22 protein-coding genes and 2 pseudogenes are annotated in these 22,859 nt (G+C 60.8%); 14 read left to right on the plus strand and 10 right to left on the minus strand.

Annotated features, from left to right (window positions below; translation table 11 throughout):
* Positions 1–102 precede the first annotated feature (102 nt).
* From ubiE to IQK56_RS02685, 13 genes and pseudogenes are all read left to right on the plus strand, one after another.
* Positions 103–873 (plus strand): bifunctional demethylmenaquinone methyltransferase/2-methoxy-6-polyprenyl-1,4-benzoquinol methylase UbiE, encoded by a 771-nt coding sequence (gene ubiE / locus IQK56_RS02635; protein WP_003171186.1) that lies wholly within the window; start codon positions 103–105, stop codon positions 871–873.
* Complete coding sequence (locus IQK56_RS02640) at positions 873–1,496, plus strand: ubiquinone biosynthesis accessory factor UbiJ (protein WP_099583823.1); 624 nt, start codon at positions 873–875, stop codon at positions 1,494–1,496. The genes ubiE and IQK56_RS02640 overlap by 1 nt, the downstream gene beginning before the upstream one ends.
* Positions 1,493–3,097, plus strand: a complete 1,605-nt coding sequence (ubiB, locus tag IQK56_RS02645) for a ubiquinone biosynthesis regulatory protein kinase UbiB (protein ID WP_122305749.1) — start codon at positions 1,493–1,495, stop codon at positions 3,095–3,097. Before IQK56_RS02640 ends, ubiB begins: the two co-directional genes overlap by 4 nt.
* A 41-nt stretch (positions 3,098–3,138) precedes the next feature.
* The gene (gene hisI, locus IQK56_RS02650) at positions 3,139–3,531 is read left to right on the plus strand and encodes a phosphoribosyl-AMP cyclohydrolase (protein ID WP_012721796.1); all 393 of its coding nucleotides are present in this window, start codon (positions 3,139–3,141) and stop codon (positions 3,529–3,531) included.
* A gap of 2 nt (positions 3,532–3,533) precedes the next feature.
* Positions 3,534–3,866, plus strand: coding sequence for a phosphoribosyl-ATP diphosphatase (locus tag IQK56_RS02655; RefSeq protein WP_003209299.1), 333 nt, complete (start codon positions 3,534–3,536; stop codon positions 3,864–3,866).
* Positions 3,867–3,892: 26 nt separating this feature from the next.
* Positions 3,893–4,171 carry a twin-arginine translocase TatA/TatE family subunit gene (locus IQK56_RS02660; RefSeq protein WP_017738835.1) on the plus strand — a complete coding sequence of 93 codons (279 nt, stop codon included), beginning with the start codon at positions 3,893–3,895 and terminating at the stop codon, positions 4,169–4,171.
* Positions 4,172–4,181: 10 nt separating this feature from the next.
* Positions 4,182–4,592, plus strand: a complete 411-nt coding sequence (tatB, locus tag IQK56_RS02665; RefSeq protein WP_122305750.1) for a Sec-independent protein translocase protein TatB — start codon at positions 4,182–4,184, stop codon at positions 4,590–4,592.
* A complete protein-coding gene (gene tatC, locus IQK56_RS02670; RefSeq protein WP_049710428.1) occupies positions 4,589–5,380 on the plus strand; it encodes a twin-arginine translocase subunit TatC in 792 nt (263 codons plus the stop codon). Before tatB ends, tatC begins: the two co-directional genes overlap by 4 nt.
* Positions 5,377–6,084, plus strand: a complete 708-nt coding sequence (locus tag IQK56_RS02675; RefSeq protein WP_193862149.1) for a 16S rRNA (uracil(1498)-N(3))-methyltransferase — start codon at positions 5,377–5,379, stop codon at positions 6,082–6,084. The genes tatC and IQK56_RS02675 overlap by 4 nt, the downstream gene beginning before the upstream one ends.
* A gap of 95 nt (positions 6,085–6,179) precedes the next feature.
* Complete coding sequence (locus tag IQK56_RS31635) at positions 6,180–7,385, plus strand: methyl-accepting chemotaxis protein (protein ID WP_425274640.1); 1,206 nt, start codon at positions 6,180–6,182, stop codon at positions 7,383–7,385.
* Positions 7,382–7,600, plus strand: a complete 219-nt coding sequence (locus IQK56_RS31640; RefSeq protein ID WP_425274641.1) for a hypothetical protein — start codon at positions 7,382–7,384, stop codon at positions 7,598–7,600. The genes IQK56_RS31635 and IQK56_RS31640 overlap by 4 nt, the downstream gene beginning before the upstream one ends.
* A 5-nt stretch (positions 7,601–7,605) precedes the next feature.
* A pseudogene (locus IQK56_RS31645) lies at positions 7,606–8,094 on the plus strand (methyl-accepting chemotaxis protein); the annotation flags it as partial.
* A 152-nt stretch (positions 8,095–8,246) separates the two neighbouring features.
* Positions 8,247–10,154: a methyl-accepting chemotaxis protein gene (locus tag IQK56_RS02685; RefSeq protein ID WP_191632589.1), complete on the plus strand. Its 1,908-nt coding sequence runs from the start codon at positions 8,247–8,249 to the stop codon at positions 10,152–10,154.
* 11 nt (positions 10,155–10,165) lie between these two features.
* Here IQK56_RS02685 and IQK56_RS02690 read toward each other — a convergent pair whose 3' ends face one another.
* From IQK56_RS02690 to IQK56_RS02735, 10 genes and pseudogenes are all read right to left on the minus strand, one after another.
* Complete coding sequence (locus tag IQK56_RS02690) at positions 10,166–10,900, minus strand: amino acid ABC transporter ATP-binding protein (protein ID WP_017738829.1); 735 nt, start codon at positions 10,898–10,900, stop codon at positions 10,166–10,168.
* Positions 10,893–11,852 carry an amino acid ABC transporter permease gene (locus IQK56_RS02695; protein WP_122306022.1) on the minus strand — a complete coding sequence of 320 codons (960 nt, stop codon included), beginning with the start codon at positions 11,850–11,852 and terminating at the stop codon, positions 10,893–10,895. The genes IQK56_RS02690 and IQK56_RS02695 overlap by 8 nt, the downstream gene beginning before the upstream one ends.
* Before the next feature lie 145 nt (positions 11,853–11,997).
* Positions 11,998–12,795, minus strand: a complete 798-nt coding sequence (locus tag IQK56_RS02700; protein ID WP_053140467.1) for a transporter substrate-binding domain-containing protein — start codon at positions 12,793–12,795, stop codon at positions 11,998–12,000.
* A gap of 218 nt (positions 12,796–13,013) precedes the next feature.
* Complete coding sequence (locus IQK56_RS02705; RefSeq protein WP_150676068.1) at positions 13,014–13,814, minus strand: transporter substrate-binding domain-containing protein; 801 nt, start codon at positions 13,812–13,814, stop codon at positions 13,014–13,016.
* Between the two features lie 184 nt (positions 13,815–13,998).
* Positions 13,999–16,571 (minus strand): annotated as a pseudogene (gene mdoH, locus IQK56_RS02710) (glucans biosynthesis glucosyltransferase MdoH); the annotation flags it as partial.
* A complete protein-coding gene (locus tag IQK56_RS02715; RefSeq protein ID WP_183140455.1) occupies positions 16,564–18,243 on the minus strand; it encodes a glucan biosynthesis protein G in 1,680 nt (559 codons plus the stop codon). The gene IQK56_RS02715 and the pseudogene mdoH, both read right to left, overlap by 8 nt.
* Positions 18,244–18,566: 323 nt before the next feature.
* Complete coding sequence (gene dtd, locus IQK56_RS02720) at positions 18,567–19,004, minus strand: D-aminoacyl-tRNA deacylase (protein ID WP_122306025.1); 438 nt, start codon at positions 19,002–19,004, stop codon at positions 18,567–18,569.
* Positions 19,001–19,972, minus strand: a complete 972-nt coding sequence (pip, locus tag IQK56_RS02725) for a prolyl aminopeptidase (protein ID WP_099583838.1) — start codon at positions 19,970–19,972, stop codon at positions 19,001–19,003. The genes dtd and pip overlap by 4 nt, the downstream gene beginning before the upstream one ends.
* Before the next feature lie 103 nt (positions 19,973–20,075).
* The gene (locus IQK56_RS02730; protein ID WP_193862150.1) at positions 20,076–21,005 is read right to left on the minus strand and encodes an alpha/beta hydrolase; all 930 of its coding nucleotides are present in this window, start codon (positions 21,003–21,005) and stop codon (positions 20,076–20,078) included.
* 131 nt (positions 21,006–21,136) lie between these two features.
* Positions 21,137–22,072 carry a choline ABC transporter substrate-binding protein gene (locus IQK56_RS02735; RefSeq protein ID WP_150762016.1) on the minus strand — a complete coding sequence of 312 codons (936 nt, stop codon included), beginning with the start codon at positions 22,070–22,072 and terminating at the stop codon, positions 21,137–21,139.
* A 189-nt stretch (positions 22,073–22,261) separates the two neighbouring features.
* Between IQK56_RS02735 and IQK56_RS02740 the strand changes: the two genes are divergently transcribed.
* Positions 22,262–22,852: a hypothetical protein gene (locus IQK56_RS02740; RefSeq protein WP_193862151.1), complete on the plus strand. Its 591-nt coding sequence runs from the start codon at positions 22,262–22,264 to the stop codon at positions 22,850–22,852.
* The last annotated feature ends 7 nt before the right edge of the window (positions 22,853–22,859 follow it).

Consider the following 22,859-nt stretch of genomic DNA (forward strand, 5'->3'; position numbering starts at 1 on the left):
GGCAAAAGGTCTCGGTGGGCACCTATCTTACCTGCAGCCTTGCCAAGACAAAGCAGGCCTTGGGGATTATCATGTGCCGCATTCTCTTTTGGTGACAGCGATATGACTGATCAGCGCAAAGGCAGCGATGCCGAACCCACCACTCACTTCGGCTTCAAGAACGTCCCGGAAAGCCAGAAAGCGGAAAAAGTCGCAGAGGTGTTCCACTCCGTCGCCGCCAAGTACGACCTGATGAACGACGTGCTCTCCGGCGGCATGCACCGCCTGTGGAAGCGCTTCACCATCGAGTTGTCGGGTGTACGCACCGGCAACCGCGTGCTGGACATCGCCGGCGGCACGGGCGACCTGGCGGCCAAGTTCTCCAAGCTCGTCGGCCCGACGGGCCAGGTGGTACTGGCGGACATCAACGGCTCGATGCTCAAGGTTGGCCGTGACCGCCTGCTCGACAAGGGCGTGGCCGGCAATATTGAATTCGTCCAGGCCGACGCTGAAAAGCTGCCGTTCCCCGACAACCATTTCGACTGCGTGACCATCGCCTTCGGCCTGCGCAACGTGACGCACAAGGAAGACGCGATCCGCTCGATGCTGCGCGTCCTCAAGCCGGGCGGCCGCCTGTTGGTGCTGGAGTTCTCCAAGCCGACCAACGCGCTGATGTCCAAGGTCTACGACACCTATTCCTTCGCCTTCATGCCATTGATGGGCAAGCTGATCACCAACGACGCCGAGAGCTACCGCTACCTGGCCGAGTCGATCCGCATGCACCCCGACCAGGAAACCCTGAAGTCGATGATGGTAGAAGCCGGTTTCGACCGCGTGACCTACCACAACATGACCTCGGGCATCGTCGCCCTGCACCGCGGCATCAAGCCCTGATGCTGTTCGCAGGCCTGCTCGCCAGCGTCGAACACGGCCTCAACCGTGTGTTGCGCCTGGACAGTACCGCCCTGGCGCGGCTCGCGCATTTGAACGGCAAGGTCATTGCCGTCGATTGCACCAGCCCCGCCTTGCAGCTGTTTATCCTGCCCAGCGATGAAGGCCTGCTGCTCGCCAGCCAATGGGCCGCCGACGCCGACTGCACCCTGCGTGCGCCGGCATCGAGCCTGTTGCACCTGGCCTTGAGCCGCAACAAGACCGCCATCCTGCACAGCCCGGAAGTGGCGCTGGAAGGCGACAGCGCGGTGCTGATGGACCTGGCCGCCGTGCTGCAAGACCTGGAACTGGATTGGGAATACGAGCTGTCACGCTGGATCGGCCCCGTGGCCACCCAACTGATCAGCGGGCACCTGCGCAGCCGCACGCGCTGGTACCAGCAAGGGTTCGCCAGCCTCAACCAGAACCTCGCCGAATACCTGAGCGAAGAATCGCGCACCCTTGTCGGAGAACGGGAAGCGCAAGCGCGCTTTCGCGAACTCGACAAGGCCAAAATCGACCTGGAACGCCTTGAGGCCCGCTTCGAGCGCCTGAGCCGTTCCCTTGATCCAAGCGATAACGCATGAAGCTGCTCGCCGTCCGCCGTTTGTTTCGTATCCAGCGCGTCGTAATCCGCTACCGCCTCGATGACCTGCTGTTCGCCCTGCCACTGCCGTGGTTCCTGCTGGCGGTGCGCTATGTGCTGCCGTGGCGCTGGTTCCCGCGCAAGCAACTGGAGCTGAGCCGGGGTGCGCGCCTGCGTCTGGCGCTACAGGACCTGGGCCCGATCTTTATCAAGTTCGGCCAGATCCTCTCGACGCGCCGCGACCTGCTGCCCGAAGACATCGCCGACGAACTGATGCTGCTGCAGGACCGCGTGCCGCCGTTCGACTCCAAGCAGTCGATGGCGTTGATCGAAGAACAACTGGGCAAGAAGATCAGCGAAGTCTTTACCCGCTTCGACGTCGAGCCGCTGGCCTCAGCCTCCGTGGCACAGGTACACGCCGCGCAGCTCAAGACCGGCGAAGAAGTGGTCGTGAAGGTGATTCGCCCAGGCCTCAAGCCGATCATCGGCCAGGACCTGGCATGGCTGTTCATCCTCGCCCGCGCCGCCGAGCGCTTCTCTGCCGATGCACGCCTGCTGCACCCGGTGGACGTGGTTGCCGACTACGAAAAAACCATCTACGACGAACTCGATCTGCTGCGCGAAGCCGCCAACGCCAGCCAGCTCAAGCGTAACTTCGAAGGCTCGCCGCTGCTGTACGTGCCGCAAGTGTATTGGGACTGGTGCCGCCCCAAAGTGCTGGTGATGGAGCGCATCTACGGCGTGCAGGTCACCGACCTCGCGACCCTAGCCGACCAGCGTACCGACATGAAGATGCTCGCCGAACGCGGCGTGGAGATCTTCTTCACCCAAGTATTCCGCGACAGCTTCTTTCACGCCGACATGCACCCGGGCAACATCTTCGTCAGCACCGTCAACCCATGGAGCCCGCAGTACATTGCGATCGACTGCGGCATCGTCGGCAGCCTGACGCCGGAAGACCAGGACTACCTGGCGCGCAACCTGTTCGCCTTCTTCAAGCGTGACTACCGCCGCGTGGCGCAGTTGCACATCGATTCGGGCTGGGTGCCGGCAGAAACCAAACTCAACGAGTTCGAAGCCGCTATCCGCACCGTGTGCGAACCGATCTTTGAAAAACCGTTAAAAGACATCTCCTTTGGCCAGGTGCTGATGCGCCTGTTCCAGACGGCGCGGCGCTTCAATATGGAAGTGCAACCGCAGTTGGTCTTGCTGCAAAAAACCTTGCTCAACATCGAAGGCCTGGGTCGTCAGCTGTACCCGGACCTCGACCTGTGGAACACCGCCCAGCCGTTCCTGGAACGCTGGATGCGCGAGCGCATGAGCCCGAAAACCGTGCTGGGCAACCTGCACAGCCAGATGGAACAACTGCCGCACCTGGCCAACATGACCCGCGACCTGCTGGAGCGCATGTCCCAGCCCCACGCCAAGGACCCGGAGCCACCATGGCGCAAGCGCAAGGACGACTGGTTCCTGCGCCTGCTCGGCGCCGCGCACCTGGTGGGTGGGGTGATGCTGGCGATTGGCGGGCCGCTGAATCAATTGGGCCACTGGCCAGCGGGGATCATGGTCGCCGTGGGTGTTTATCTGATCGTGCGTCGATAGCCAATCCGGTTATACACTGTCGCAAATTGCCGGAGCCGAACATGAAAGACTGGCTGGACGAGATCAAGTGGGACAGTGACGGCCTGGTGCCGGCCATTGCCCAGGACTACAAGACCGGGCGCGTGCTGATGATGGCCTGGATGAACCGCGAGGCCCTGAGCCTCACTGCCACTGAGCAGCGCGCCATTTACTGGTCACGTTCGCGTGGCAAACTGTGGCGCAAGGGCGAAGAGTCCGGCCACGTGCAGACCCTGCACGAGATGCGCATCGACTGCGACGCCGACGTGGTGATCCTCAAGGTCGAGCAGATTGGCGATATCGCCTGCCACACCGGCCGTCACAGCTGCTTCTACCGCGTGTTCGAGAACGGTGAGTGGAAGGTTGTAGAGCCGGTGCTCAAAGACCCGCACGCCATTTATTCCGCAGGACACTGACCATGAGCGATACCCTGAACCGCGTGGCCCAGGTGCTGGAAGACCGCAAAGGTGCGGACGCCGACAGCTCCTACGTCGCCAGCCTGTACCACAAGGGCCTGAACAAGATTCTGGAAAAGCTCGGCGAAGAATCCGTCGAGACGATCATCGCCGCCAAGGACGCACAAATCAGCGGCGACTGCAGCGATGTCATCTATGAAACCGCCGACTTGTGGTTCCATAGCCTGGTCATGCTCGCCCAACTGGGGCAGCATCCACAGGCCGTACTGGATGAACTGGACCGTCGCTTCGGCTTGTCCGGGCATGCCGAAAAGGCCTCGCGCCCGTCCGCTTGAATAACTAAGACTAGAGGATTTGCAGCATGGGCATTTTTGACTGGAAACACTGGATCGTCATTCTGGTGGTCGTGGTACTGGTGTTCGGCACCAAGAAACTCAAGAACCTGGGCACCGACGTGGGCGAGTCGATCAAGGGCTTCCGTAAAGCCATGAACGACGACGAAAAGCCTGCCGACCCGGCCGCCAATCCTGTGCCGCCGGCCCAACCGGTGCACCCGCAGGCCGCCCAGCCGATCACCGAGCGTCGTACCTTCGACGTGCAGGCTGAGAAAGTCGAAGAGCCGACCCGCAAAGACTCGTGAGCACTGACTAATGTTTGGTATCAGCTTCTCTGAACTGCTGCTCGTCGGCCTCGTGGCCCTGTTGGTACTGGGGCCGGAACGCCTGCCCGGTGCCGCGCGCACGGCCGGCCTGTGGATCGGGCGCCTGAAACGCAGTTTCAACGCGATCAAACAGGAAGTTGAACGGGAAATCGGCGCCGACGAGATCCGCCGCCAACTGCACAACGAGCACATTTTGTCGCTGGAGCAGGAAGCCCGGAAGATTCTGTCCCCCGTCCAGGAACCCGCCAAACCGGTGGAGCCCGTGGCCGAGCACAGCATCGCGCCTGCTGTTGAGCCTGCGCCCGCTGCCCCGATTCCGAACGCGCCAACCGAGCCTGCGCCGACGCCTGTTGCGTCGCCCGCGCCCCATGACCCTACTTTGCCGCCGCGAGCCCCATGAGCGCTGATAAACCGGAAAACGACCAGCACATGCCGCTGGTCTCGCACCTCACCGAGCTGCGTACCCGCCTGCTGCGTTGCGTAGCGGCCATCTTCATCATCTTTGCCGGGCTGTTCGCCTTTACCCAGCAGATCTACACCTTCGTCTCCACGCCCTTGCGCCAGTACCTGCCGGCCGGCGCGACGATGATCGCCACCGACGTGTCATCGCCGTTCCTCACGCCGCTGAAACTGACGATGATGGTCTCGCTGTTCCTGGCGATCCCGGTGATCCTGCATCAGATCTGGGGCTTTATTGCGCCGGGCCTGTACAAGCACGAAAAGCGCATCGCCGTGCCGCTGCTGGTGTCGAGCATCCTGTTGTTCTACACCGGCATGGCGTTCGCCTACTTCCTGGTGTTCCCGTTGATCTTCAAGTTCTTCGCCGCTGCCACTCCGGCCGGCGTGGAGATGATGACCGACATCACCAGCTACCTCGACTTCGTGATGACGTTGTTCTTCGCCTTTGGCGTGGCCTTCGAAATCCCGGTGGCGGTGGTGTTGCTGGTGTGGATCGGCGTGGTCAACGTGGCCTACCTGAAGAAAATCCGCCCGTACGTGATCATCGGCTGCTTCGTGGTCGGCATGATCCTGACACCGCCGGACATCTTCTCCCAGACCCTGCTGGCCGTGCCGATGTGGATGCTGTTCGAGATTGGCATCCTGTTCAGCGGTTTGATCAGCAAGCGTGGCGAACACCCGGACGACCAACCCGCCGACGACGACCAGCCGCCAGCGACCCAGCCGTGAACCTGCTGCTGCTTGAAGAGGCCGACTTTATCGCGGCCGACCGGGTGATCCTGCGTGATCGACGCCTGGTGCATATGCAGGAAGTCCACCGCGCCGCCGTGGGCGACAGCCTGCGCGTGGGGCGCATCGGCGGGTTGATGGGCGCCGCGCAATTGCTGCGCCTGGAGGCCAGTGAAGCCGAGCTGCAAGTGAGCTTCGACCAACCGCCGCCGAGCAAACTGCCCCTGACCCTGCTGCTGGCCCTGCCGCGCCCGAAAATGCTGCGCCGGGTGCTGCAAACCGTGGCCGCCATGGGTGTGCCGAAGGTGGTGCTGGTCAACAGCTACCGGGTGGAAAAGAGCTTCTGGCAAACCCCATTCCTGGAGCCCGAAGCGATTCGCGAGCAACTGATCCTCGGCCTGGAACAGGCGCGGGACACGGTGTTGCCCGAGATCATCATCGAGAAACGCTTCAAGCCGTTTGTCGAAGACCGCCTGCCGGCCATGGCCGAAGCCACCCTGGGCCTGATCGGCCATCCCGGCGATTATCCGGCGTGCCCCCGTGGGCTGGATGAGCCGGTGACCCTCGCCATCGGCCCCGAAGGCGGTTGGATCCCCTACGAAGTCGACCTGCTGGCCAAGGCCGGCTTGCAGCCGGTGCAACTCGGCGCCCGGATCCTGCGGGTCGAAACCGCAGTGACGGCCCTCCTCGCCCGCCTCTTCTAAACACACCCCACATTGGTCTGCATCGCTACAGAATCCCGGAACCGTGCCGATAACTCCTGAATAAGTCCAAGCCTTGTTCCACGGGAGTTCGCAGCATGTATCGTTGGTTAGCCGAAAAGCTGGGGAATGTCAGCGTCAAAACCAAGCTGGGCGTAGGCTTCGGCCTGGTATTACTGCTCACAGTGATGATCACCCTCACCGGCTGGAAAGGCCTGGGCGATGTGATCAGCCGCGGTGACAAGCTGGGCTTTATCTCCAGCCTCAATGGGTTGACCAAGGACCTGCGTCTCGCACGCCTGGACTATGACATGCGCCGTGGCGAACAAGGCCCGGGCGCGGTCAGCGAGTTACTGAACAAGCTCGACAGCGGCCTCAAGACCGCCCGCACGCTGATTGAACAACCCGCCGACACGGCCCTGGTCGATGAACAGTTGGCCGCCGTGGACCAGTACAAACGCGCTTTCAGCGACATGGTGCAGGCTGGCGCCAACCGGGAAAACGCCCGCAGCAAGCTGGGCGATACCGCCGACAATGCGGTCGTCAAAATCAACGAGATTGAGAAGTCCCTGCTGCAAGGCGACAGCGTCAGCCTGTTCAACAGCGTGGTAGACGTGAGCAAACTGATCCAGCAGGCGCGCTTCCAGGTGCGCGGCTACACCTACAGCGGCAAGGTCGAAGCCGAGCAGCCGGCACTGGATGCCATCGACAACGCCCTGAAAAAAATCGCCAGCCTCAATGGCCAACTGCCTGAGCAATATTCGACCAATCTGCAACAGGCCAGCGTTTCGCTGCAAGCCTACCGCGCCGCTGTCAGCCAGTACCGCGACTCCCAGGTAGCCAACGCGGCAGCACTCAAGATCATGACCGCACAAGGCGATCTGCTGCTGGGTCACAGCGACAAGCTGACCATTTCCCAAACGGTGGTGCGCGATACCGACGCGGCACAAGCCAAGTACCTCCTGCTGCTGGCTACTGTGTTGGCGTTGATCTTTGGCCTGGTGGCTGCCTGGGCGATCACTCGCCAGATCATCATCCCGCTGGACCAGACCCTCCAGGTCGCCGAGCGCGTTGCCTCCGGCGACCTGAGTCACAACCTGACCTCCTTGCGCCAGGATGAACTGGGCCAGTTGCAACGGGCCATGCAGAGCATGACCGTAGGCCTGCGCGAGTTGATCGGCGGTATCAGCGAAGGCGTGACCCAGATCGCCAGCGCTGCCGAGCAACTGTCGGCCGTCACCGAACAGACCAGCGCCGGGGTCAACAGCCAGAAGGTCGAGACGACCAGGTGGCCACCGCCATGAACGAGATGGCAGCCACCGTGCAGGAAGTCGCCCGCAATGCCGAGGAAGCCTCCGAAGCCGCCGCAGCCGCGGATCAGCAGGCCCGCGAAGGCGACAAGGTGGTCGGTGAAGCCATCGCGCAGATCGAGCGCCTGGCCACTGAGGTCGGCAACTCCACGGTCGCCATGGGCGACCTGAAACGCGAAGCGACAAAATCGGCAGCGTGCTCGACGTGATCAAGTCCGTGGCCCAGCAAACCAACCTGCTGGCCCTCAACGCGGCGATTGAAGCCGCCCGCGCCGGTGAAGCCGGACGTGGCTTCGCGGTGGTGGCCGATGAAGTGCGCAGCCTGGCCCAGCGCACCCAGAAGTCCACCGAAGAGATCGAGGAGCTGATTGCCGGCCTGCAGAGCGGCACGCAACAGGTCGCGACCATCATGGACAACAGCCGCAACCTCACCGACAGCAGCGTCGAACTGACCCGCCGCGCCGGCAGCGCGCTGGAGAACATCACCCGTACCGTCTCGACCATCCAGGCGATGAATTCCCAGATCGCCACCGCCGCCGAACAGCAAAGCGCCGTGGCGGAAGAGATCAACCGCAGTGTGCTGAACGTGCGCGACGTCTCGGAGCAGACGGCTGCAGCCAGTGAAGAAACCGCTGCGTCAAGCACCGAACTGGCGCGCCTGGGCACCCACCTGCAAGCACTGGTGGGTCGCTTCCGCGTCTGACACCCCTCCCCGCGCGCGACCTGCCCTGGGTCGCCGCCTGTAATCTGTGAAATTTCCTACACGTTTTTCAGGCCCACCCGACCTTCAAAGTCACTAGCGTTCAAGTGAGTTCATCGAACTACACCCGTTAGCTCACTTGTCGGAGGTCAATCATGCTTCGTCGAATGACTCACCTGCTGGGTAACGCCAGTGTCACCCTCAAACTGGCCCTGGGATTCGCCCTGGTACTGGCCCTGAGCCTTGTCATTGCCGTGACCGGCTGGCAAGCATTGGCAGCGTCCCTTTACCGCTCACAAACCTTGACCGTGCTGGCGCAACTGGCGGTGGCTGGCGAAGAACTGCGCGCCGACAGAATCCTCTACCGCACTCTGGACGAGGCCAACAGCCTCAGTCGATTGAGCGCCAGCATGGAGAAAGTCGACGGGGCCCTGACGGAGTTGTCCAACCGACTCAAGGTGCCAAAGTCCCTTCAATACTTGCAGGAAATGACGCGGATTTCTGCCACCTTCAAATCCACCCTCAAGGGCGTGCCCGCGCTGGTGGAAAAACGCGAAAATGCCCGCGAACAACTGACACAGAGCACCACTCGGGCTGGCGATGTCCTGGCACAGCTGAGCAGCGACTTGCCTGATCAGGACGATGAAAAAGCCCTGGAGGCCGTCGAAAACCTGCGCCAGGCCATGGAGCAGGCCGAAGACCGTGCCAAGAGTCCAGCCTGGGCGTCCAGCTCACTGGATGCCTATGACCAAGCCGTGGTTGACGCAGAGCGAGGCCTTGAACTCGCCCACGCTGACGTGGCGAAGCTGTCGGTCGACAGCGGGGCGCTCAAAAATGCCGTACTGAGCGTGCGCACCCACCTGACCCGGCTCAAGGACATCCAACTCACGACCGAAAGCGCCCATAACCAGTTGGAGCAGCAGTTGGATCAGTTGCTCGCGCAAAGTGATCTTTTGAGCCAGGATCAGACCCAACGACGCGACCGCGAAGCCGAACAAGCGCGCATCCAGACCTTGGGCATCGCCGCGGCCGCCCTGCTCTTCGGCGCCTTGGCCGCCTGGGTGATCGCCGGGCAAATCGTGCACCCACTGCGCAAGGCGCTGTTGGTGGCCAATCGCATTGCCGAGGGCGACCTGAGCCACGATGTGCAGACACAGCGTCGCGATGAACTGGGCCAGCTGCAACGCAGCATGAGCCAAATGACGCTGAATCTACGAAGGCTGATTGGCAACATCAGCGACAACGCACGGCAAATCGCCAGCGCCGCCGAGGAGCTCTCTACCGTCACCGAACAAACCCGCGCCGGGGTGAATAATCAGCGCGATGAAACCGAGCAGGTGGCGACGGCCATGAACCAGATGCTGGCTACCGCCCAGGAAGTCGCACGCCACGCCGAGCAAGCGTCGATCGCCGCCAGCCAGGCCACTCAACAGGCGGAACTGGGCGATCAGGTGGTGATGGATGCCGTCGCGCAAATTGAACACCTGGCCCACGAGATGGCTCGCTCCAGCGAAGCCATGCTGGGCCTGCAACGCGAAAGCCAGAAGATCGGCAGCGTGCTGGATGTGATCAAGTCGGTGTCGCAGCAAACCAACCTGTTGGCGCTTAACGCCGCGATAGAGGCGGCACGGGCCGGTGAAGCCGGCCAAGGCTTTGCGGTAGTCGCCGATGAGGTGCGCAGCCTCGCCCAGCGGACCCAGCACTCGGCTGAAGAAATCGAAGAGTTGATTGGTGGCCTGCACAGCGGTACGCAGCAGGCTGCCGACATCATGGACTACAGCCGAACGCTCACCGACAACAGCGTCGGCCTGACCCGCAACGCCGGGGACGCACTGACGGAGATTGCCCGCACCGTGGCGGTCATCCAGGAAATGAACCCGCAGATTGCCGCAGCGGCCGAGGAGCAAAGCCTGGTCGCCGAAGAGATCAATCGCAGCGTGTTGAAAGTCCGCGACGTCTCGGAACAAACCGCTGCCGCCAGTGAGCAAACGGCGGCAGCGAGTATCGAGTTGGCGCGACTGGGAATGGATCTGCAGCAGTGTGTAGGAAGGTTCAAGGTCTGAACGGCGTGTGCCTATAGGACCTGACGCAGGAACGCCTGGGCACGTGGGTCTTTCGGTGCATCAAAGAACTCGGCCGGTGCTGCATCTTCCAGCAACTTGCCATGATCGAAGAACAGCACACGGTCCGCCACTTCGCGGGCAAAGCCCATTTCGTGGGTGACGCAGACCATGGTCATGCCTTCCAGGGCCAGGGTCTTCATCACATCCAGCACTTCGCCGACCATTTCCGGGTCCAGCGCCGAGGTGGGCTCGTCGAACAGCATCACCTTGGGCTCCATCGCCAACGCCCGGGCAATCGCCACGCGTTGTTGCTGGCCGCCGGAAAGCCGTGATGGGAACTCGTTGGCCTTTTGTGCAATGCCGACCTTTTCCAGCAGGGCCAGGGCCTTGGCTTCACGCTCTTTCTTGCCGCGCTTGCGCACGACTTTTTGCGCCAGGCACAGGTTTTCCAAGACCGTCATGTGGGGGAACAGATTGAAGTGCTGGAACACCATGCCGACTTCACGGCGATAGGCGTTCACATCGGTTTTCGGATCGGCCAGTTGCAGGCCGTCGATGCTCACTGAACCCGAGTCGAACTCTTCCAGGCCATTGAGGCAACGCAGGAAGGTGGACTTGCCAGAACCGGACGGGCCAATCACCACCAGCACTTCACCCTTGGCCACCTGGGTGGTCACGTGGTCCACCGCACGCACCACATGGCCACGGGTGTCGAAGACTTTTACCAGATCGCGGACTTCAATCACTTTGGGCGAGCCTCCGCTCAAGCCGGCTGGCCATTTTCGACAGCGGCAGGTTGATCAGCAGGTACAGGCCTGCGACGCAGAACAGGATTTCAAACGGCGAGAACGAGGTAGTGATTACCTCACGACCGCTCTTGAGCAGTTCGGTAATGGCGATCACCGAGACCAGCGAGGTGTCTTTCACCAGGCTGATGAATTGCCCTGCCAGGGGCGGCAGTACGCGCTTGAAGGCTTGTGGCAGCACCACATGGCGCATCGACTGGCTGGCACTCAGGCCGAGCGAGCGTGCCGCCTCGTTCTGGCCACGGGTGATGGACTGCACGCCCGCACGAACGATTTCCGCCACATAGGCACCGGTGAACAGCGAGAGCGCGGCGATCCCGGCAAATTCACGGGACAGGTTAAGCACCGTGCCGATAAAGAAATAGAAAATGAAGATCTGCACCAACAATGGGGTGCCGCGTACCAGTTCGACGTAGATCGTCGACAGATCACGCAAGGTCGGGTTGTTCGAAAGTCGGCACAAACCGGTAGCAAGGCCAATCGCCAAACCGAGAATCCCGGAGACCACCGACAGCCACAGCGTGGTCCACAACCCCCACATCAACGGGCCCAGTGCCCAATGACGATTCACACCAATCACATCGCCTTCGGCGACATCGTCGCCGCGTGACACTTGCAGGCTGTTGTCGGCGACCGTCACTTTCTGCTCGGCGCCTGCATCGTTGCGCAGGGTCACTTCGGCCACATCACCTTTGCGGACCAGCTCAATGACGGTGGAGATATCCGCTGCCCGCTGGGCTTCTTCGGCTTGGTACGCGAAGTATTGCGGCACGCGGTTCCAGCGCCATTCGTAGGACATCAGCGAAGTGGCGTAATACAAAGCGCCGGCCAGACCGACCAGCACGACCACGGTCAGCAGGTGCCAGGGCCATTGGGCTTTTTTCTGTTTCATTTCAGGTTCCGGGTTATGTGTCGCCTGGCAGGCCGTCATCGGGGGCAAGCCCCTCCCACATTTTGACCGCATTCTCATGTTGGAACTCGGTCACATGTGGGAGCGGGCTTGCTCGCGAAGGGCGCAACGCGGTGTTTCGCCGAGCTTATTCCATGTCCTTGAGCCACTCGGAGCTCTTGAACCACTTGTCATGGATGCGATCGTAGGTGCCGTCGTTCTTGATCTGGTGCAGGAAGTTGTTGATGAAGTTGATGCTGTCGTAATCGCCTTTCTTCAGGCCAAACGCCAAGGGCTCGAAGGTGAAGGGCTCGTCCAGGAACACCAGCTTGCCGTTGCCGACTTTCTTCTCGGCAACCACGTTGTACGGTGCGTCATACACAAAGGCATCGGCCTTGCCGTTGACCACGTCCAGCACGCCTTCCTGCTCATTGTCATAGCCGTGGTACTTGGCTTTGGAAATCAGCTTCTTGGCGACCATCTCACCGGTAGTGCCCAGCTTGGAGGTCAGGCGGTATTTTTCGTCGTTCAGGTCTTTGTAGGACTTGATGGTGCCTTCCAATTCCTTGCGGATCAGCAGGGTCTGGCCGACCACGATGAAGGGTTCGCTGAAGTTCAGGCGCAGGTTGCGCTCCTGGGTCAGGGTCATGCCGCTGCCGATCATGTCGAACTTGCCGGTGAGGAAGGCCGGGATAATGCCGTCATAGCCGGTGGAAACCAGCTCCAGCTTGACGCCCATGGATTTGGCCATGGCCTTGAGGATGTCGACTTCGAAGCCGATGATTTCACCGCGTTTGTCCGTCATTTCGAACGGCATGTAAGTCGGGTCCATGCCGACTTTCAGGGTGCCGCGCTTGACCGCATCATCAATGGCACCGGCCTGGGCCGCATTGGCGGCGACCAGCGCCGTAACGCCAAGCAGCAGCATCGATAGATACTTTTTCATCATCAAGTCCCCAGAACGATTCTTATAAGGTCGGCGCGCAAAAGGGCTGCACCATTTCGGGGTGCGATCCTACCCCACTCGTTGCCTGTCACAAAGGTTTCACCGGTAATTGTTATCGGCGTATGTCGGATAAGCCCTACAGGCGGCAGTGAAGCGCTGGGATAGACAGCTGCGTGGGCCGTTTCACCAACGGATTGATGTGTAAGAAGGTATGACTTTCAGTCGATGTCCTCCAGCCAGGCCGTGTCTTTGAACCACCGGTCATGCAGGCGATCGTACGTCCCGTCCTGAGCAACTTGATTGAGGAAATGGTTGATCCAGTTGAGGCTGTCGAAGTCGCCTTTTCTCACCCCAAACGCCAGGGGCTCAAAGGTAAACGGCTGCTCCAGGGACAGCAGCGCGCTGTTCTCGGGCCGGCTCAATGCGATCAGGTTGTAGGGCGCATCATGGATAAAGGCATCGGCCATGCCATCCACCACCTGGCGCACGCCTTCTTCCGGCGTTGCAAAGCTGCTCAGCCGAGCGGCCCCCAGAAATCTCCGCGCTGCCGCCTCGCCGGTGGTGCCTTCGGTGGTAGCGATCCTGTAGCTGGCGTCGTCCAGGTCCTCAACGCTGGTGACCTTGCCTACCAGGCTTGGGTGCAGCAGCACGGTCTGGCCCACCACGATGAAGGAGTCGCTGAAGTTCAGCGTCAGGTTGCGCTGCTGGGTGACCGTCATGCCACTGCCTATCAGGTCGAATTTTTTCGCCTTCAACCCTGGCACCAGCGCGATATAGGGCACTGAGACCAACTCAAGCTCAACCCCCAGCGCCTGGCTCATCACCTTGAGCAAATCGATTTCAAAACCGACGATACGTCCTTGTTTATCGGTCATTTCAAAGGGCACGTAGGTGGGCGTGGTGCCGACTTTCAGCACGCCACGCCGGACCGCGTCTTCAATTGCGCCCGCGTGTACCTGGCCGATGTGAATCAATGCGGCAGCGCCTATCAGCAATGCCGAACAATACCTTTTGAGCATGAATCCCCCGTGGCCGAGACAAATTAGGGGGGCGATCCTAACCCAGTCGCGGGCACGCAAAAACGCCTCGGACGAGGGTCTTTTGTTTCGAAATAACAAGGGGTTAGAAAGACAAAGAAGATACGAAAAGCGCTGTAGGACCAGCGTTTGAAACACCCCCGAGGTGTGCCCTCGGGGGTGTCTGAATCAGGCCGGTTGGGCCTGGGACGACAGCGGCTGCAGCGGTAGCAACGGCGCGTGCGGGTCGGCTTTGATCGAGTCACGCCAAGCGGCGAGCCACTCGGCATGCCCTTCGCTCCAGACCTGCTCGTGCAGGCGGGCCAAGGCCACCGGGTCACTGAGCAAGGCCAGGCGCTCGCCATTGTTGAGGCCGGCAGGGCCGACTTTCAACGCATGGCGAACACGTTCGGTACGCAGGTACTCGATCGGCTCGGCCTCACGGTGACGCGAGGTCGCCAAGGCACAGGCCAGGGCGTTCTGCTGCGGGTCGACCACCGAACGCACAAACCCGTCATTGAGGGCGTGCCAGCGGTTTTCGTGGGTGTACTTCTCCGTCGACAGCAGTGCTTGCGGCGGGTTGTACTCCTCAGGGATCAGGAACAGGCTCTCGTCGCGGGACTTGAGGCCCAGCTTGACCCGGCTGGAGATCACCGACACCGGGATCGACAGCATCAGCGAACCCACGATCGGCACCAGCCACCACAGGAAGCTTGGGTTCAACCACACCACCAGCAGCGCCCACAGGAAGCCCAGCACAGTTTGCGGACCGTGGCGCTTGACCGCTTCGCTCCATGGCGTGGAGTCGTCGTCACGCTGTGGCGAGTTCCAGGTCGCGGCCCAGCCGAGGAACGCGGCAAGGACGAAACGGGTGTGGAAGATCATCCGCACCGGCGCCAGCAGCATGGAGAACAGCATCTCCAGCAGCATCGACAGGGTCACCTTGAACTTGCCGCCGAACTCTTTCGCGCCCTTGGCCCAGATCAGGATGATGCTCAGCAGCTTGGGCAGGAACAGCAGCACGATGGTGGTGGAGAACAGCGCCACCGCCTTGTCCGGATGCCATTGCGGCCACAGTGGGTACAACTGGCGCGGTGCCATGAAGTACTGCGGCTCCATCAGCGTATTCACCGCCAGCAAGGCCGTGGACAGCACCAGGAACAGGAACCACAACGGCGCCGACAGGTACGACATCACCCCTGTCAGGAACACCGCACGGTGCACCGGGTGCATGCCCTTGACCAGGAACAGGCGGAAGTTCATCAGGTTACCGTGGCACCAGCGACGGTCACGCTTGAGTTCGTCCAGCAGGTTCGGCGGCAGTTCTTCGTAGCTGCCCGGCAGGTCGTAAGCAATCCACACGCCCCAACCGGCACGGCGCATCAGTGCCGCTTCAACGAAGTCGTGGGACAGGATGGAACCGGCGAACGCACCTTTACCCGGCAGCGGCGCCAGGGCGCAGTGCTCGATGAACGGCTTCATGCGGATGATCGCGTTGTGACCCCAGTAGTGGGATTCACCCAACTGCCAGAAGTGCAGGCCGGCGGTGAACAGCGGGCCGTACACACGGGTTGCGAACTGCTGCATGCGCGCATACAGGGTGTCCATGCCCGACGCACGCGGCGCGGTCTGGATAATCCCGGCATCCGGCGTCGCTTCCATCAGGCGCACCAGGCTGGTCAGGCATTCGCCGCTCATTACGGAGTCTGCGTCGAGCACGACCATGTACTTATAGTCACCGCCCCAGCGACGGCAGAAGTCGTCGAGGTTGCCGCTCTTGCGCTTTACGCGACGGCGACGGCGGCGATAGAAGATCTTGCCGAAGCCACCGGCTTCGCGGCACACGTCGAGCCAGGCTTGCTGTTCGGCGATGCAGATGTCGGCGTCATTACTGTCGCTGAGCACGAAGAAGTCGAAGCGATCCAGGTCACCAGTAGCGGCCACCGATTCGAACGTCGCACGCAGACCGGCGAATACACGCGGCACGTCTTCGTTGCAGATCGGCATTACCAGCGCGGTACGGGCGTCTTTCGGAATCGGCTCGTCGCCGGCACTTTTACCGGAGATCCGGTATTTATCGTGACCGGTGAGCAACTCCAGGAAGCCCATCAACGCAGTCCAGAAACCGGCCGACACCCAGCAGAACAAGATCCCGAACATAATCAGGATGCTGGTTTGCAGGGCGTAAGGCAGTACTTGGGTGGCGGTTTGCAGCAGGGTCTGGTTGCGGATTTCGTCGAAGTCGACCAGCGACCAGCCCTGGTACGGCATGATGCCTTTCATGTACCAGCCGGCAACGATGGTCTGGCCGAGCATCAGCACCAGCAGGATGTACCGACGGATCGAACCCACGGTACGCCAGCGTGCAGCCGGCAATACACGTTCATCCTTCGGCGGTGCCGGCGGGTTGCTGCGGCCGGTAATTCGGCGCCAGCCGCGCACCAGGATATTGGTGCGCCACGGCTCCGGCACCACGCGGGTGCGTCGGATCGGCGGCGTGGCCTTGAGGCACACGCGACCGCTGGCGTCGAGCGCCAGCATTTCGGCGTCTTGCAGCTCTTCGGCGGTGCTGAGGGTCAAGCGGCGGCCAACCGACGCCTGGGCGGCATCGACGGGCGCGTCAAAGGTTGCGGACGACAAACGCTCGTGCAACTCGGTGAAGGATGTGCAGCCCGCCAGTTCGGCGCGCTGCTCAGCGGTCATCGGGAGATGCGCCAGGTACTCGGACAGAGTCTCTGGCGTGACTTGAGAATTACTCATCGGCAGGCAACTGATAGCTCCAGGTTTCGGTCAGGACTTGCTCGGTCTTGATCGGCTCCGGCGTGGCTGGGGCAGCTTCTGGCTGCTTGGCTTCCTTGTCCTTCGCGTCCTTCTTGGCCTGTTTCTCGTGTTGCTTGGCCAGGACCTTGTCAGCCTTGAGCACTTGGCTAGACACCTTCTCCGGCTCAGCCTGCGGGATGTCCTGGACCAGGGCCGCACGCATTTCAGTCGGTTTGCCCGCGTCCTTGATCTTCATGCGCAGGGTCAAGCGCCAGCCTTTGGTGTGTTCGTTGTAACGCACGCTGTTTTCTACCAGTTCAGCGTTGTCACCCACGCTCACCTGGCTGCGCACCGGGGCGTCCGGCAGCAGTTTCTTCAGGGACGGGCCTTCGAAGTCCACCAGATAGGCAACGCTGCCATCGGGCTGACGGATCAGGTTGGATTGCTTCACATCACCCGTGGAACGCAGGGTCTGCTTGACCCAGGCGCTGTCCGGCGAGTGGAACGCGGCGTCGTCCAGGGTCCAGTGCAGGCGGTAGGCGACTTCCAGCGGCTTGCCGACTTCCGGCAATTCAGCCGGGCTCCAGAAGGCAACGATGTTGTCGTTGGTTTCATCGGCGGTCGGGATCTCGACCAGATCGACGGAACCCTTGCCCCAGTCACCTTCAGGCTCGATCCAGGCGCTTGGGCGCTTGTCGTAGTTGTCGTCCAGGTCTTCGTAGTGGCTGAAGTTACGACCGCGTTGCAGCAGACCGAAACCACGCGGGTTCTCTACGGTGAAGTTGCTGACCGACAGGTGTTTAGGGTTGTTCAGTGGGCGCCAGATCCACTCGCCGTTACCGGCATGGATCGACAGGCCGCTGGAGTCGTGCAGTTCGCGACGGTAGTTGAGCACCTTGGATGGCTGGTTCGCGCCAAACAGGAACATGCTGGTCAACGGGGCAACGCCCAGTTTGCTGACCTTGTCGCGCAGGAACATCTGGGATTTCACATCGACAACAGTGTCGGTGCCCGGACGCAGGATCAGGCGATAGGCGCCGGTCGCACGTGGGGAATCGAGCAGGGCAAAGATCACCAGGTGCTTGTCACCCGGTTTTGGACGCTCGATCCAGAACTCGGTGAAACGCGGGAATTCTTCGCCGGACGGCAGCGCGGTGTCGATCGCCATGCCACGGGCGGACAGGCCATAGACCTGGTCCTTGCCGACGACACGGAAATAGCTCGCGCCGAGCATGGTCATGATTTCGTCTTGCTTGTCGCTCTTGTTGATCGGGAACAAGACACGGAAGCCGGCATAACCCAGCTGTTCGGTGGCTTTAGGATCAAACTTCACATCGCCGAAATCGAAGCGCGACGGGTCGTATTTGATTTCCTGGACGCTGTCAGCGGTGACTTCGTTGATTTTCACCGGTGTATCGAAGTGCATACCCTGGTGATAGAAGGACAGCTTGAACGGGGTGTTCTGATCGGCCCACTCGGCTTTTTCGTTGCGGAAACGAATCTTCTGGTAGTCCGCGAACTTCATCTCGCGGAATTCGTTCGGCAGATTGCTGCGCGGAGCTTCGTACTTCTGCCCGGCCAGCTCTTTTGCCTTGGCCGACACATCATCCAGACTGAATGCCCACAGTTGACCCGCGCCGAACAGGCAAAACAGGGCTGAGCCCGTTACCAGTGCGTTTCGTAACCGTTTGGCAGACAATTTTGGTGCATTACAGGGACTAACAATCACGAGCAACCCTCGCCGAAAACAGATCAAAAAACCAACGGCCAGCTATCTATATGCCAGGTTGGCGAGCATTGTTCCGACTCCCGTGGGTCAAAATGATTCCCCAATGGTTGTCGGACAAGTCTCTACCTAAGTCAAAATGGACCAAACAACGCTGATCCCCGTAGCGCGCGATTATCTAGTAGCCCGCGACACAACGCATCAGGGGCAGCGAAGTATTTGTAGCGAAATCCTGCGTTTTTAGGCATTAAAAGTCGTTTTTAATACATTCATGTCTGTAACAGAAATGTCACAGGGCCATCATTGACCAAATGCACCTGCATATCGGCGCCAAAACGCCCCGACGCCACCTTGCCATGCAATTGTTGCGCTTGTAGCAGCAAGTGATCAAAAAGCGCCGCTCCCAGGGCCGGTGGGGCCGCTGTGGAGAAGCTTGGCCGCAGCCCGCTCTTGGTATCCGCCGCCAACGTAAACTGCGACACCAGCAACAAACCGCCGCCGATGTCCTTGAGCGACAGGTTCATCTTGCCCTCGGCATCGCTGAACACCCGGTAGTTGAGCAATTTGTGCAGCAACTTATCGGCGCTTTCAGGCGTATCTGAAGGCTCAACGGCTACCAGCACCAGCAAACCCTGGTCGATGGCGCCGACAACTTCGCCCGCGACCTCGACCCGGGCGCCACGCACCCGTTGCAACAGGCCCTTCATGCTTCTTCTGGCGGCAGATCAAGCAGACGCCGTGCCATTTCACCGGTCGCGCGGACCAATGCATCGGTAATACCAGGCTCAGACGCCGCATGACCCGCTTCGCGAATCACCTGCAGTTCGCTGTTCGGCCAAGCCTGATGCAGCTCCCATGCGTTATCCAACGTGCAGATCATATCGTAGCGGCCATGGATGATTACGCCAGGCAGATGGGCGATCTTGTGCATGTCGCGAATCAGCTGGTTGGGTTCCAGGAAGGAATTGTTGGTGAAGTAGTGGCACTCGATCCGGGCGATGGACAAGGCACGCTGCGGCTCGGAAAAACGCTCCACATGCTGCGGGCTTGGGCACAGCCCCAGCATGCGCCCTTCCCAGCCGGACCAGGCCTTGGCCGCGTGCATCTGGGCGATCTGGTCGTTGCCGGTCAGGCGCTTGTGATAGGCGGCGATCATGTCGTGGCGCTCGTCCGCGGGGATCGGCGCCAGGTAATCCTGCCAGTAATCCGGGAACAAGCGGCTGGCGCCGGCCTGGTAGAACCATTCGATGTCCTGCGGGCGAGCCAGGAAAATGCCGCGCACGATCAGGCCATGCACACGCTCAGGGTGGGTTTGGGCGTAGGCCAGGGCCAACGTGGAGCCCCAGGAGCCGCCAAACAGCACCCATTTTTCAATACCCAAGTGCTCGCGGATCCGCTCAAGGTCGGCGACCAGATCCCAGGTGGTGTTGTTTTCCAGGCTGGCGCGGGGCGTGGAGCGCCCGCAACCGCGCTGGTCGAAGGTGACGATGTGGTAGAGATTGGGATCGAAATAGCAGCGACTCTGGGCGTCGCAACCGGAACCAGGACCACCGTGAATGAAGACGACAGGCAGGCCTTCGGGGGAGCCACTTTCATCGACATACAGGGTGTGGGTGTCATCGACTGCCAGATCGTGCCGGGCGTAGGGTTTGATCTGCGGGTACCAAGTCTGCATTGCGCGCTCCGTAGGGGGTCGGGTTCATCCCTGGGGGGACGTCTTTTATTTTGCCGTCTGGCACTATAAACCCGAATTGTGCAATGAGCATGTCCTTGAGCGCTTAGACCGGTGTCAGCAGTTCGCCATGTAGGTAGTCCAACAGGTAAGCGAACAGCCGATCCACCTCCGGCGCTTGGCGGCGAGCGCGCAAACAGCCGTGGACCAGGCCTTTTCCTGGATAAAGCCGCGTAGCGACGCCTGCCGCTTGCAGGCGCTCGGCATACAGCATGCCGTCGTCGCGCAGTGGGTCGAACTGCGCCACGGCGATCAAGGCGTTGGGCAAACCACTGTAATCCTTGGCCAACAGCGGCATGGCGTAGGGCGACGGCTGACCCGCCCCTCGCAGGTAAAGTGCCAGGTAGTATTCGGCGTCGGCGGTGCTGAGCAAAGGCGCGTCCCTGCAATCACTGCGTGACGGCAAATCAGCTGGACCGCCCAACCCGGGATAAACCAGCACTTGGGTGCGAGGCAGCGGTTGGCCGTCGTCGCGCAGGCCCAGGCACAGCGCCGCAGCCAGATTGCCACCGGCACTGTCGCCCATTACGACCAGACGTTGCAGATTAACCGCGTGCAGCCCCTCGCCCGCCTGGATTGCCCGCCATACGGCGCGGCAGTCCTCGTACGCCGCCGGGAACGGGTATTCAGGTGCCAACCGGTAATCGATGGCGATCACCAACACGTTCAATCTGCTGGCCAGTTCGAAGCAGATGAAGTCGTGGGAATCCAGGCCACCGACCACCCAGCCGCCGCCATGTATATAAAGGAGGCATGGCCAGCCATCGGCTGGTTGCAGTGCCGGGGGCAGATAGCTGCGCACGCCCACACCAGCCAGGGTGAAGTCCGCTAGATGCAGCCCTTGCGGTTTCGGCGGGGTGAATGCCTGGCACATGCGGTCGTAGCTTTGGCGCAGGCCCGTCAGGGAAGCGTCGTCGCCGGTGAAGAACTCGGTTTTTTCGACGAAGGCTGCAAGTTGCGGGGAGATTGGGTACATACGCGATAATCTCTGGCACAGCAGGTTCAAGGGGGGCTTGCTGCAATTGCGCTGGATCAGCCACCTGACAAGTTGTCTGGCATGGGGCTATCGGGGGCAAGCCCCCTCCCACAGGTGGAGCAGCACTTGGCTTAGGGTTTGAGGCTCGCCTGCACTGCGGTCACGCCATCGCTGCCATCAAACGCGACAACACCGGCCAACCAGCGCTGCAAGTCTTCGGGATGATCACGCAACCACTGCTTGGCCACCTCCTGCGGCGACTGGCGTTCCATGATCGGCACCATCAACTGGCTTTCCTGGGCGGCGGTGAAGGTGAGGTTTTCCAACAGTCGATTGGCATTGGGGCAGCGTTCGGCAAAGTCCGGCGCCGTCACGGTGGAGACCGTGGCGCGGCCTTCGTCGGGGCCGAACACGTCTTCACTGCCGGTGAGGTAGGCCATTTCCATATTGATGTTCATCGGGTGCGGAGTCCAACCGACAAACACCACGAATTCCTTGCGATTTACCGCACGCTGCACCGCGGCCAGCATCCCGGCTTCACCCGAGGCGACCAGCTTGAAGCCGCCCAGGCCGAAATGGTTGGTGTCGATCATTTTCTGGATATCGGTATTGGCGCCGCTGCCGGGCTCGATGCCGTAGATCTTGCCGCCGAGTTTGTCCTTGAAGCGGGCGATGTCGGCAAAGGTCTTCAGCCCGGCATCAGCCACGTATTGCGGCACGGCCAGTGTGGCTTGCGCGTCGGCCAGGCTGGGCGTGTCGAAGACCTTGACCTGCCTGGCGGCCAGGAACGGCGCGATATTGTTGTCCATCGCCGGTTTCCAGTAACCGAGGAAGATATCCAGGCGCTTATCACGGATGCCGGCGAAGATGATCTGCTGCACGGCGCTGGTCTGTTTGCTGTCGTAGCCCAGGCCGTTGAGCAGCACGTCGGCCATGCCGGAGGTCGCGACGACGTCGGTCCAACTGACGACGCCCATGCGGATGGTTTTGCAGGAAGCCGGCTCGGCGGCCATGGTTTGGGCGCTGAGCAGTGTTGCGCAGGCGAGGGTCAACAACAGTCTGTGCATGGATGAGGGCTCACTCGGCAGTTTTTATTGTGGGGAGTGGCGTCTGGTGCGCCGTATCCACAACCTTACCCAGCGAGACTCCGATAAAAGCGACCTGTGACGACCGAGAATTGCACCCATGCGACCCTTCCAACCCTCGACTATCGCTAAACAATATAAAGAACTGTCAACTGTCACAGGTGACACTCGATGACGGTCGCGATCAAATCACACACAGCCCTTACGTTAACTTCCTACTCAATGGAGACTGGTGCGATGTGCTCTCAATCCATCCAAGATGAGCTGCAGGAATTTTTCCGCGCACATGTGATCTTTTCAACCCATAGCGAAAAACTCATCGCCACTAGAGCGGAATTTGTGAGTGTAAAGAGCGTTGATGCTCATCCAGTTGATTGTTGGAAGATAAGGTTCTTTGAGGACACGATAAATAAAACAACTCAGACGACCGAAATCAATTTGGTCCAGTTTTTCCTGGAACAAAACGCGACAAGTTTCGACCATTCGCTTGCCCCGGTCACACCTGATTCAGGTGTTAAGAAAAATACTGCAAGCTTCTACAAGTTTGAAGACAGCCCTGACGACGACGCCATAGTGGATGCCGCCTATGATTTCCCTCTCCGAAAAGGCTGGATTACTTACCAATGGGGCCAGGACAAAACCACTATACGTGCCACCTTCGACCTGACGCTCGAAAACCCGGATAAGACCACTTTCCAAATGATGGGGAGCTTCAATGTAAAACAAGGCAGCACTCACGACATTGCCCCTAAGGCCGAATAAATGTAGA

Source organism: Pseudomonas cyclaminis (assembly GCF_015163715.1).
Lineage (GTDB): Bacteria > Pseudomonadota > Gammaproteobacteria > Pseudomonadales > Pseudomonadaceae > Aquipseudomonas > Aquipseudomonas cyclaminis.